This window comes from Micromonospora sp. NPDC085948 (assembly GCF_040686315.1).
Taxonomy (GTDB): domain Bacteria; phylum Actinomycetota; class Actinomycetes; order Mycobacteriales; family Micromonosporaceae; genus Micromonospora.
Genome location: NZ_JBFBJW010000011.1, coordinates 38476 through 49874, shown reverse-complemented (window position 1 = coordinate 49874; position 11399 = coordinate 38476). Strand labels below are relative to the sequence as shown.

The 11399-nt window shown below is 72.6% G+C and carries 10 protein-coding genes; all 10 read right to left on the bottom strand.

What is annotated here, in order from left to right; translation table 11 throughout:
- Nucleotides 1-164: 164 nt before the first annotated feature.
- Nucleotides 165-1232: a polyprenyl synthetase family protein gene (locus AB0O48_RS24605; RefSeq protein ID WP_357244689.1), complete on the bottom strand. Its 1068-nt coding sequence runs from the start codon at nucleotides 1230-1232 to the stop codon at nucleotides 165-167.
- Nucleotides 1229-2635, bottom strand: a complete 1407-nt coding sequence (locus AB0O48_RS24600) for a nucleotide pyrophosphatase/phosphodiesterase family protein (protein ID WP_357244686.1) — start codon at nucleotides 2633-2635, stop codon at nucleotides 1229-1231. The genes AB0O48_RS24605 and AB0O48_RS24600 overlap by 4 nt, the downstream gene beginning before the upstream one ends.
- Nucleotides 2632-3831, bottom strand: a complete 1200-nt coding sequence (gene eboE, locus AB0O48_RS24595; protein ID WP_357244683.1) for a metabolite traffic protein EboE — start codon at nucleotides 3829-3831, stop codon at nucleotides 2632-2634. The genes AB0O48_RS24600 and eboE overlap by 4 nt, the downstream gene beginning before the upstream one ends.
- Nucleotides 3831-4688, bottom strand: a complete 858-nt coding sequence (locus tag AB0O48_RS24590; protein ID WP_357244680.1) for a TatD family hydrolase — start codon at nucleotides 4686-4688, stop codon at nucleotides 3831-3833. The genes eboE and AB0O48_RS24590 overlap by 1 nt, the downstream gene beginning before the upstream one ends.
- Before the next feature lies 1 nt (nucleotide 4689).
- Nucleotides 4690-5298, bottom strand: a complete 609-nt coding sequence (locus tag AB0O48_RS24585) for an EboA domain-containing protein (RefSeq protein WP_357244677.1) — start codon at nucleotides 5296-5298, stop codon at nucleotides 4690-4692.
- A gap of 64 nt (nucleotides 5299-5362) precedes the next feature.
- Nucleotides 5363-6340, bottom strand: a complete 978-nt coding sequence (locus AB0O48_RS24580) for a sugar phosphate isomerase/epimerase family protein (protein WP_365068558.1) — start codon at nucleotides 6338-6340, stop codon at nucleotides 5363-5365.
- Entirely contained in the window at nucleotides 6337-7290 is a 954-nt protein-coding gene (locus AB0O48_RS24575) for an SCO3242 family prenyltransferase (RefSeq protein WP_365068556.1), read from the bottom strand. Before AB0O48_RS24575 ends, AB0O48_RS24580 begins: the two co-directional genes overlap by 4 nt.
- On the bottom strand, nucleotides 7274-8440 hold the full coding sequence (locus AB0O48_RS24570) for an inositol-3-phosphate synthase (protein ID WP_365068554.1): 1167 nt from the start codon (nucleotides 8438-8440) through the stop codon (nucleotides 7274-7276). Before AB0O48_RS24570 ends, AB0O48_RS24575 begins: the two co-directional genes overlap by 17 nt.
- Nucleotides 8441-9064: 624 nt before the next feature.
- Entirely contained in the window at nucleotides 9065-10273 is a 1209-nt protein-coding gene (locus AB0O48_RS24565) for a Gfo/Idh/MocA family oxidoreductase (protein WP_357244665.1), read from the bottom strand.
- Nucleotides 10274-10293: 20 nt separating this feature from the next.
- On the bottom strand, nucleotides 10294-11346 hold the full coding sequence (locus AB0O48_RS24560) for a substrate-binding domain-containing protein (protein WP_357244662.1): 1053 nt from the start codon (nucleotides 11344-11346) through the stop codon (nucleotides 10294-10296).
- Nucleotides 11347-11399: the final 53 nt, after the last annotated feature.

Sequence of the window (11399 nt, the reverse complement as noted above, 5' to 3'; positions counted from 1 at the left end):
CCGGATGCCGTAGCGGTGAGGGTGGTCGATGGGTTACCGCGCCGCCGGTTCACCTCGACGAAACATTGTCGTGTTGGTCACGACACTAAGTTGCGAGTGTCGATGTGTCCATACCTTCCGGTGGTTCTACGCCAACTTTCGTCGATCCGTTCGAAAGTCGGCGATCACGCGTGGCGGTCGATCGCCTGTCCGGCCAGCGCAATCAGCGCCGCGCGCGCCTCGTCCACCACCAGGGCGCTCTCCAGGGCACCGAGCGCGGCCTCGGTCCGGACCCGGATCATCTGCTCGATCCGGGTCCGGGCACCGGTCTCCTCGATGATCCCGCGCAGTTCCGCAGCACCCTCGGCGTCCAACGCCGGGTTGCCGAACAGCTCCCGCAGCCGGACGGTCTGCGAGCGGTCGGCCGCACTGCGGGCCAACGCCATCATCACGGTCGGCTTGCCCTCACGCAGGTCGTCCAGGATCGACTTGCCGGTGATCGCCGGGTCCCCGAAGACGCCCAGCACGTCGTCGCGGAGTTGGAAGGCGTCACCCAACGGGTCACCGAACTCACCCAGCGCGGCGATCAACTCCGGCCCCGCGCCGGCCAGGGCCGCCCCGATCTGCAACGGCCGGGTCACCGTGTAGCGGGCCGCCTTCATCCGGATCACGGTGAGCGCGCTGGCCACCGAGCCGTCACCCACACCCGAGACCAGGTCCAGGTACTCCCCCGCGATCACCTCGGTGCGCATCAGCGCGAACACGCCGTACCCGCGGTGCACCTGTTCGGTGCTCAGCCCGCACTCGTGGAACATCTGATCCGACCAGGCCGCACAGAGGTCCCCGCAGAGCAGGGCGGTGTTGCGCCCGTACGCCTCGGGGTCACCGCGCCACGCCGAGCGGGCGTGCAGGTCGGCGAAGAGCCGGTGCACCGACGGCTCGCCCCGGCGGCGGTCGCTGCCGTCCAGGATGTCGTCGTGGATCAGCGCGAACGCGTGGAACAGCTCCAGCGCGGCGGCGGCCACCACGATCGGGGTGCCGTCGGGCGCCCCCGCCCCGCGCCAGCCCCAGTAGCAGAACAGCGGGCGGATCCGCTTCCCGCCGGCCAGCACGAACCGTTGCAGGGCGGTGAACACCCCGCGGGGCGCGCCGTCGGGCCAGTCCGGACCCTGCCGTTCGAGGAACCCGGCCAGCTCGGCGTCGAAGCGTGCCCGCAGCCCGCTGGCGTCGGCGGGCGCGACGGTAACCGTCACGACCCCTCCCCCGGCCCGCCGTCACGCAGCCCGGCCAGCTCCAGCAGCAGCTCCTTGACCTCGGTCGCGGCGATCTTGTCCCGGGCCGCCGCCGGGTCGGAGCAGAGCAGCACCGGGGCGTCCGCCGGGTCGTCCGGCAACCGGCCGTGTGAGCCCTTCACCGCCCGCGCACCGGCGTCCAGGCCGACCGCGCTCATCAGGTACCGCATGCCGAGCTTCTTGCGGGCCAGGGCCACCCCGGCGCGGGCCTTCGCGGCACCGGGGTTGGCCGGGTCGAAGAACAACTCGGCCGGGTCGTAACCCGGCTTGCGGTGGATCTCCACCAGCCGGGCGAAGTCCGGTGCCCGGTCGTCGTCCAGCCAGTAGTAGTAGGTGAACCAGGCGTCCGGCTCGGCCACCAGCACCAGCTCACCGGCGCGCGGATGGTCCAGCCCGTGTGCGGCCTTGCCGTCGGCGTCGAGCACCTCGGCCACGCCGGGCAGGCCGGCGCAGAGCTTCGCCACCGCCGGCACGTCGGCCGGGTCCTTGACGTAGACGTGCGCGATCTGGTGGTCGGCGACCGCGAACGCCTTCGACGTCCACGGGTCGAGGTACTCCATGCCGGCCTGCGTGTGCACCCGCAGCAGCCCCTCGGAGCGCAGCAACCGGTTGACGTCCACCGGCCGGGACACGTCGGTGATGCCGTACTCGGACAGCACCACCACTGTGGCGTCCCGGGCGCGGGCGGCGTCCAGCAGGGGACCGAGCACCGCGTCCAGCTCGGCCGCGGCGGCGGCGGCCTGGGCCGACGACGGGCCGAACCGTTGCAGGTCGTAGTCCAGGTGCGGGACGTAGACCAGGGTCAGGTCGGGTGACACGTCGGCGAGGATCTGCTCGGCCGCCTGGCAGATCCACCGCGACGACGGCAGCCCGGCGGTCGGTCCCCAGTAGGTGAACAGCGGGAACGTGCCCAGCCGCCCGGTGAGCGCGTCGTGCAGCTCCGGCGGGTCGGTGTAGCAGTCCGGCTCCTTGCGCCCGTCGGCGTAGTAGACCGGTCGGGGCGTCACCGTCCAGTTGACGTCCGCGCCCATGGCGTACCACCAGCAGACGTTGGCCACGGTGTAGCCGGGCTCGGCCTTGCGGGCCGCCTGCCAGAGCTTCTCCCCGCCGACCAGCGCGTTGTGTTGCCGCCACAGCAGCACCTCGCCCAGCTCCCGGAAATACCACCCGTTGCCGACGATCCCGTGCCCGCTGGGCGGCTCGCCGGTGAGGAAGGTGGACTGCACCGAGCAGGTCACCGCGGGCAGCACGGTGCCCAGCTCGGCCCGGAAGCCGCCGTCGGCGACCCCGCGCAGCCGGGGCATGTGCGCCAGTAACCGTGGGGTCAACCCCACCACGTCGAGGACCACCAGTCGCCGGCTCATCGCGTCACCCCCATGCTCACGGTTCGCTCTGCGGTCAGGCCGAGGCCGACCAACTCGTCTCGGGCGAAGGCCAGCTCCGCGGCGATGCCGGCGGCCAGCTCCGCGTCGGTGCCGGGCCGTCGCGCGGCGGGCAGCACCCCCCAGGTGTACGTCTCGACGTCGAGGTGGTCACAGCCGGCGGTCGGCGCGTCGAAGAGCGCTCTCAGGGCCGTGCGGAGCACCGGCAGGGTCGAGCCGAGCGGCTCCTCGGGTGGGGCGTGCAGGGGCACGTGATAGTGCACCCGCCACGGGCCGGGCAACTCCCGGTCCAGTGCCTCGTCCAGGTCGTCGGCCGCGTACGCCGGGTCGGCCGGGTCGGCCCCGCCCGCGCAGCCGGCGCCCCGGGTCTGGTGCAGGAACCGCGGCTCCACCCAGCGGCGCAGCGCGTCGGCCCCGCCGGCCGGGTCGGCCGCCTCGACGGCGGCGGAGACCTGCACCTTCACCACCGGCAGCCCCGCCGCCCGCAGACGCTCCAGGGCCTCGGCCGGCTCCTCCCAGGCGCAGGCCAGGTGGGCCAGGTCGACGCAGACGCCCAACCGCTCGGTGTCCATCCCGGACAGCAACTCGGCGGCCTGGGCCGTGCTCTCCACCACGCAGCCCGGCTCCGGCTCGAAGGCGACCCGCACCTCGCGGCCGGTGTCGCGCTGCACGGCGGCCAGGCCGGCGGCCAACTGGTCCAGCCGGCCGCGGGCCGCGTCGGCCCGAGCGGTGTCCCAGGGTTGACGCCAGGCCAGTGGCAGCGTGGAGATCGAGCCCCGGGCCGCGTCGTCGGGCAACAGGTCGGCGAGCACCCGGGCCAGGTTCAGGGTGTACGTCAGGCGCTGCTCGGTGGTCCAGTCCGGGTGGTAGACGTCCTGCTTGACCACCGGGGCCTGGAAGGCCGCGTACGGGAAGCCGTTGAGGGTGACCACCTCCAGCCCGCGCGCGTCCAGCTCGGTGCGTAGCCGGCGGCGCAGCGTCGGGTCGGCGGCCAACTCGGCGGCGACCGGGGCGGCCAGCCACAGGCCGAGCCCGAGCAGGTCACTGCCGAGCGCCTCGCGCACCGGCACGGCGTAGGTGTCCAGTTGACCGAGGATGCCGGCGAGGTCCTCGGCGGGGTGCACGTTCGTGCAGTAACTGAGGTGGACCGTGTCGCCACCAGCGTGTCGCAGCCGCATCAGCTGCCGCCGCGCAGGATCGAGTTGCCCGTCTGCGGGTCCACCTTCTCGGCGACGTCCAGGTCGCTGAGGTCGAGCCGGCCGGACTGCCCGTAGAACTCCACCGGGTTGCGCCACAGCACCGCGTCGACCTCGTCGTCGCTGAACCCGGCCAACAGCATCGCCTCACCGGTGGCCCGGGTCAGCAGCGGGTCGGAGCGTCCCCAGTCGGCCGCCGAGTTGACCAGCATCCGGTCCGTGCCGTACTCGCGCAGCAGCTCGACCATCCGCTGCGGCGTCATCTTGGTGTCCGGGTAGATGGAGAAGCCCAACCAGCAGCCGCTGTCCCGGACCAGCTTGACGGTCACCTCGTTGAGGTGGTCGACCACCACCCGGCCGGGCTCGATGCCGGATTCGGCGACCACGGCGAGGGTCCGTTCGCATCCGCGCGCCTTGTCCCGGTGCGGGGTGTGCACGAGCGCCGGCAGGTCGTACGCCACCGCGAGGGCGAGCTGCGCGGCGAACGCCTCGTCCTCCTCCGGCGTCATCGAGTCGTACCCGATCTCACCGACCGCCACCACCGCGTCCTTGTCCAGGTAACGGGGCAGCAGGTCGAGGACGGGACGGCAGCGCGGGTCGTTGGCCTCCTTGGGGTTCAGGGCCACGGTGGCGAAGTGCCGCACCCCGAACTGCCCGGCCCGGAACGGCTCCCAGCCGATCAGCGAGTCGAAGTAGTCGGTGAACGAGGCGGCGCTGGTGCGTGGCTGACCCAGCCAGAACGACGGCTCCACCACGGCGCGTACGCCGGCGGCGGCCATCCGTTCGTAGTCGTCGGTGGTGCGCGAGGTCATGTGGATGTGCGGGTCGAAGATACGCATGTCACGCCTCTCGGGGCAGTGCGGCGGTGAGCCGGTCGAGCAGTTCGGTGGCGTCGGCGGGCAGGTCCCGGCCGGCGGCGTGCCGCTCGGCGGCGAGCGCCGCCAGCATCGCGGCCAACTCCCCGTCGGCTCGGGTCTCCAGGTCGGCGACCACCGCCAACGGCACACCGCTGAACACGCACTTGAGCACGGCCTGGCGCCAGGCGGCCGGGTCGAGGTGCCGGGCGTACGGGCCGAGGGCCGCACCGACCAGCCGGGTGTCGTTGGTGCGGATCGCGTCGTGCAGCAGCGGCACCCCGGCGGCGCCGATCGGCAGCAGCGGCAGGGCCCGCAGCACGGCTCGCCGTTCGGCCGCGTCACCGTGCTGGTAGAGGCTTTCGGCGTACGCCGCGTGGTCGCCGGGCAGGCTGGTGAGCAGCAGCACGCGGGCCGCGTCGTCGGCGGTCCAGCCGGGGGCGTCGGGCAGCGCGGCCCGACCGCAGCGTCGTCCGGCGGCGGGGAAGAGCCGGGTGATCGCGGTGGGCTCGGTCGTGACCCGGCGCAGTGCCGTGTCCAGCCAATCAGGATCCGGTACGCCTCGCAGCGCGGCCCGTAGTGAATCCGGTGTCATCCCGTCTCCTCCCTCGTGCTGCTGTGCAGCTCCGCAGGTGCCCGACCGCGTCCTTTGCTCTGCTTCACTCCACGCGACGGTCGGTGTCCGGATCTGTCGCGTCCGTTGGTGCAGAGCTGAGGGCCTTGGCAGGCACCTCCTGTCGCCGGCGGTCACCGCCTGTCGAGGTGGCCGCCGCGGCGCGCAGGAAATCGATGGACCGGGCGGCCACGTCCGGTGCGGCGTGCGAGTCGCGGGGCAACTCGACGGCGACCAGGCCGCGGTAGCCGGCCTCGGCCAGGGCCGCCAGCACCGGCGGGAAGTCGATCTCGCCGGTGCCGAACTCCAGGTGCTCGTGCACGCCCCGGCGCATGTCGTCGATCTGCACGTTGACCAGGTGGTCGGCCACCTCCGCGACGCACTGCGGCACGGGCCACGGCTCCAGGCAGCGGCAGTGGCCGATGTCGAGGGTGATGCCGAACCGGGCCGGGTCGCCGAGGGCCGCGCGCAGCCGACGCCAGTCGGCGATGTCCTGCACCAACATCCCCGGCTCGGGCTCGAAGCCGAGGGTGACGCCGGCGCTGTCGGCCGCGTCGACCACCGTGGCGCAGCCGGCGACCAACCGGTCCCAGGCGCACTGCGGCGACACCGTGTCGGGTCGGACGCCGGCCCAGAACGAGACCGCCTCCGCGCCCAGGTCGGCGCCGATCCGGACGGCCCGGCGCAGGAACTCGATCCGCCGGGTCGGGTCGTCGTGCAGCAACGTCGGGGCGTGTTTGTGCCACGGGTCGAGCAGGTACCGGGCTCCGGTCTCGATCACCACCGCCAGACCCAGCTCCTCCAACCGCCGACCGAGGACGGCGACCCGGCGTGCGAGCCCGGGCGCGAACGGGTCCAGGTGGTCGTGGTCGAGGGTGAGTGCCACCCCGTCGTACCCGAGCTCGGCGAGGACGGCGAGCGCGTCGTCGAGTCGGTGGTTGGCGAAGCCGTTCGTGCCGTACCCGAGGCGCAGCGTCGTGGCGTCGGCCGTCGGCGGTGCGGGTCGGGGGTGGGGAACGGTCATGTCGGGGAGACTTTCCGGGCCAGGCGTCGACCCAGCGGCGCGGCCGCCGCGACCGCCAACCCGAGCAGGCCGGCGCCGCCGCGGGCGGTGAGCGCTCCCTGGAGGGCGGGAAGTCCGGTGATCCCCGCGCCGACCGCGGCGCGAACCCGCCCGGCCGACGGGTCCCGGATCACCTCGGCCTGGGCCGCGCCGTAGCGGGCGGCATACCACCCGGCCAGCACGGCGGGCAGCACGGCCGCGACCCCGGCCGATCGGGTGCGACTCACGCGCGCGCCGACCTCGTCGGTGGCCCGACCCTGGACGGTGGCACCGCTGTGGTCGGCGGCTCGGGCAGCCGCGCGCCGGGCGCGCGGGATGGCGGCGCTGGCGGCGACGAGCGCGGTGCCCGCGAGGGTGCGCATCGGCAGGGCCGCGTCGGCGCCACTGACCTCCCGGCGGGACAGCGCGGTGACCGTCCAGGTGTGCGCGGCGACGGTGACCGCCGCCGGCAACGCCCTGGTCACCCGGCCGCCGGACGCGCCGAGCAGCACATCCAGCCCCCGGCAGGCGGCCATCACGGCCGGCCCGGCGGCGGTGTTCTTGGCCAGCAGGTCGTACCCCCAGATGGTGGCGGCCAGCGGCACGGCGAGCGCGGCGGCGCGGCGACCGCCCACGGCGGCGGCCAGGCCCACGCCGGCGGCCGTGAGGCCCGCCGCGAGACCGACCGCGGCGGCCGGGGTGACCCGCCCGCTGGGGATCGGCCGCTCGGGCCGCTCCACGGCGTCCAGGCCCCGGTCGGCCCAGTCGTTGGCGGCCATGCCGGCCCAGTAGAGCAGCACCGAAGCGCCGGCCAGGGCGGGGGTACGCGAACCCAACGCGCCGGCTGCCGCCGCCCCGGCGACCACGTCGCCGGGTACGGAGAGCGCCGCCGGCGCCCGGACCAGCTCGGCGAGGTCAGCCAGCGTGGTCATCGGCACCGTCCGCGCCGGAGTGCAGCAGCCGCGTGAAGTCGGTCAGCCGGGCCCACTGCTCGCCCAGTGAGTGGCTGGGCGTGCCGAGCGGGTCCTTGAAGAAGAAGCCCAGCTCGGTCAGCGGACCCACGTGCCCGGCGGCGTGCGCGGCGGCGGTGAGTCGGGCCAGGTCGAGCACCAGCGGCGCGGCCAACGCGGAGTCGCAGCCGTGCCAGGTGAACTCCATCCGCATGCCGGTGCCGAGGAAGCCCGCGAAGGTGATCAGATCCCAGGCGGTCTTGAAGTCGCCGAGCTCTTCGACGTACTCGATGCGGGTGCCGCCCTGCGGGACGTAGCCCAGCGTCTCGCCGAGCACCCGCTGCTTGCTCTGCACCTTCGCGGCGTTCGCGGCCGGGTCGGCGAGGGTGGCGCCGTCGCCACCGCCGAGCAGGTTGAACCCGGACCAGGAGCGCACGTCCAGGTTGCGCATCGCGAACATCGGCGCGAGCACCGACTTGACCAGGGTCTCCCCGGTCTTGCCGTCGTGCCCGGCGTACGGCAGGCGAGCCTCGTCGGCCAGCGCGGCGAGCGCCGGCAGGCGCAGCCCGGTGGACGGGGTGAAGTCGACGTACGAGCAGCCGGCCAGCAGTGCCGCGTACGCGTAGAGGGAGCTGGGTGGCAGCACCTCGTCCGGACCGGTGAGCGCGGCGCGCAGCGCGTCGGGGTCGGCGTGCCCGGGATGCGGTGGCGGGGTGGCTTCGGTGGCGGAGACGTTGACGACCACCACCCGGTCCAGCCCGTGCCGCTCGCGGAAGCTGGTGAGGTCGCGGACCACGGCTTCGGCCCGGTCGGCCTGGGTGTCGCCGACCGGGGCGGGGCGCAGCTCCTGCTCGACCACGCCCAGCTCGTCGCGGAGCGCGGCGACCAACCGCCAGGGGATGACGCCGCTGTCGGCCAGCGCCTCGGCGCGCTTGCCCAACGGGGTGGTGGCCAGGTCGTGTCCGCCGAAGACCAGATCGGCGAAGGCCGGCAGGGCCGGGCCGCGCAGCTCGGGAAGCTCGGTGACGCAGCCGGTGGGTCCGGCCAGACCTGCTCGCAGCGCGAGCCCTCCGACGATGCTGGTGGTCGCGACTGAACCACGCGCTCCTATCAGCCAGACACCTGTTCGCATGGTGCTCCTTCCCCGTTCTCGAGGAATCGTCGGTACCGCTAAATATAGGGATATCAGAATATTGTTCGGAAAGATATGGGCCGTGGCTGGATGGGCCCCGCCCGCCCGCCCCGCACCGGAACGACACCGGTTTCCGACGTCGGCGTCGGCGGCGACGACGCCGGACCGGCTCCCGGTACGGGTGCGGGCAGACGGGGCTGGTAGGCAGGGTCGGGTCGGCGTCTCGACCCTGCCTCCCCCGCATCCGACCGACCGGGGCGTTGGCAAGCCCCGACCGGGCGTCTCAGGCCGCCGTGCCCACCTGGTGACCGACCGCGGCACGACCCGCCGGAGACCGGCGAGCGGATGCGGTACGGGTGGGGGCAGCAGCGGGCGGTGCGATCAGGTTCTGGATTTCCACAAATGGTGGCGGTCCTCCGGTGCGGCCGGGGAATCCCGGTCCGGCCGCACCGGACGACCGTCCTGCTCGTGCGCCACCGGGCCGTACGGCCCGGCTGCACGCTCTCCGTTGCCGACCTCGTCCCGGCCGCGGGGCGCAATCCGCGGTCGGTCCCTCGCCGGTCGGCGTCGGAAAGCCGGTTGGGCGATGGCGGTGCGAACACCGCCATCGCGGATGGTCAACTGTCAGGCGGCGGCTGTGACCAGCGCCGTTTCCACCTCGGTCCAGGAGGAGCCGAGCTCCGCCGAGCGGGTCACCGCGTCCAGCACCAACTGGACCTGCAACGCGTCGGCGAAGGAGGGAGTCGGGTCGACGCCGGTGGCGACCGCCTCGATGAAGTCGCGCATCTCGTGGGTGAACGAGTGCTCGTAGCCGATGATGTGGCCCGGAGGCCACCACGCCGACATGTACGGGTGGTCGCCCTCGGTCACCAGGATGCGGGTGAAACCCTGTTCCACGCTTGGCCGGGTGGCGTCGTAGAACTCCAGCTCGTTGAGCCGCTCCAGATCGAAGATCACACTGCCCAGCGAGCCGTTGATCTCGACGCGCAGCGCGTTCTTGCGACCGGTGGCGAACCGGCTCGCCTCGTACGTGGCCAGGGCGCCACCGTCGAGCCGGGCCACGAAGACCGCGGCGTCGTCGACGGTGACCAGTCCGGTGGGCGCCGAACCGCCGTCCACACTGGCCGCCAGCCCGCTCGACTCGGCCGGCAACGGCCGCTCCTTGACGAAGGTCTCGGTGACCGCGCTGACCCCACTGATCCGCTGACCGGTGACGAACTGGGTCAGATCGATGATGTGCGCACCGATGTCACCGAGCGCGCCGGAGCCCGCCCTGTCCTTCTGCAACCGCCAGACCAGCGGGAACTGCGGGTCCACGATCCAGTCCTGCAGGTACGTCGCACGGACGTGTCGAATCACCCCGAGTCGTCCGTCGGCGACCATCTGACGCATCATCGTGACCGCGGGGACCCGGCGGTAGTTGAACCCGCACATCGATCGCACTCCGGAGGCCCGGGCCGCGTCCGCCGCAGCGGTCATCGCCCGTGCCTCCGCCACCGTGTTGGCCAACGGCTTCTCGCACAGGACGTGCTTGCCGGCGGCCAGTGCGGCGAGGGCGATCTCGGCGTGACTGTCACCCGGTGTGCAGATGTCGACGACGTCGATGTCGTCCCGGCTGATCAGGTCTCGCCAGTCCGTGGTGGACGCGTCCCAGCCGAGACGATCGGCGGCTTCCGCCACCTTCGTTGTGTCTCGACCGCAGATCAGCGCCATCCGGGCCCGCGCCGGCAGGTCGAAGACGCGGTTCACGGTGCGCCACGCCTGTGAGTGCGCGGCGCCCATGAACGCGTAGCCGACCATGCCGACCCGCAGTTCTTTGTCTGTCGTGGACAAGGTGGGTCTCCCCCCGTATGTCAGAACCCGAGCTTGTCGTAGCTGCTCGCGTTCTCCTTGGTGATCGTCTCCGAGGCCAGCGTCACTTCCTTGGGCACCTGCAGCTCCGTCAGGTCGCCCAGGCCCCGACCCTGCGCGATGAGCCGCGCGAGCGAGATCGCCGAGGAGGCCATCGACGGGTTGTAGGTGACCGTGGCCTTCAGCACGCTGTTGTCGGCCTTGATGGCGTCGATCGCGAGCTTGGAGCCCGCGCCGCCGACCATGAAGAACTCCGACCGGTTGGCCTGCTTGATGGCCGCGAGCACACCGATGCCCTGGTCGTCGTCGTGGTTCCAGATCGCGTCGATCTTCGGCAGCGCCTGGAGCAGCTGGGCCGCCTCGCGCTGACCGCTGTCCGAGGTGAACTCGGCCGAGCGGCGGTTCTTCACGGTGAAGCCGTAGGTCGCCAGGGCGGCCTTGAAGCCGTTGCTGCGCTCGACGGTCAGCGGGATCTCCAGGCCGGCGATCTCACCGATGACCGGGTTGGTGACGCCCTTGTCCTTGAGAATCTTGCCGATGTAGTGCCCGGCCGACACGCCCATGCCGTAGTTGTCGCCCTTGATCACCAGCCGGGAGGCCAGCGCGTCGGGGAACGCCCGGTCGAGGTTGACGATCGGGATGCCCGCCTGCATCGCCTGGAGGGCAACGGCGTTGACCTCCTTGCCGTCGTGCGGCAGCACGACGATGATGTCCGGCTTCTGGGCGATCAGCGTGCCGAGCGTGGAGCGCTGGGCCTCCGAGTTCGAGCCGCCGTCGACCTCCTTGAACTCCACGTCGGAGTACGCGGCGGCCTGCGCCTTGGCGTTGGCGTGGATCGCGCCCATCCAACCGTGGTCGGCGGCCGGGGCGGAGAAGCCGATGACGACCCTCTTGCCCGGGGCGTTGTTGCCTTCGGCGTTGCCGGCGGCCTTGGTCTGGGTGCTGGCCGCCGGGGTCTCGTTGCTGGTGCAGGCGGTCAACAGGGTGGCGGCGCCAACTGCGGCTCCACCGAAGAGCAACCGGCGGCGCGACACGTCGCGACTGTGCTGGGTCATGAACGACCTCCTGGGAGCGGGATTTGAGTGAGTAAGGGTGTGCGGGGTCCGGC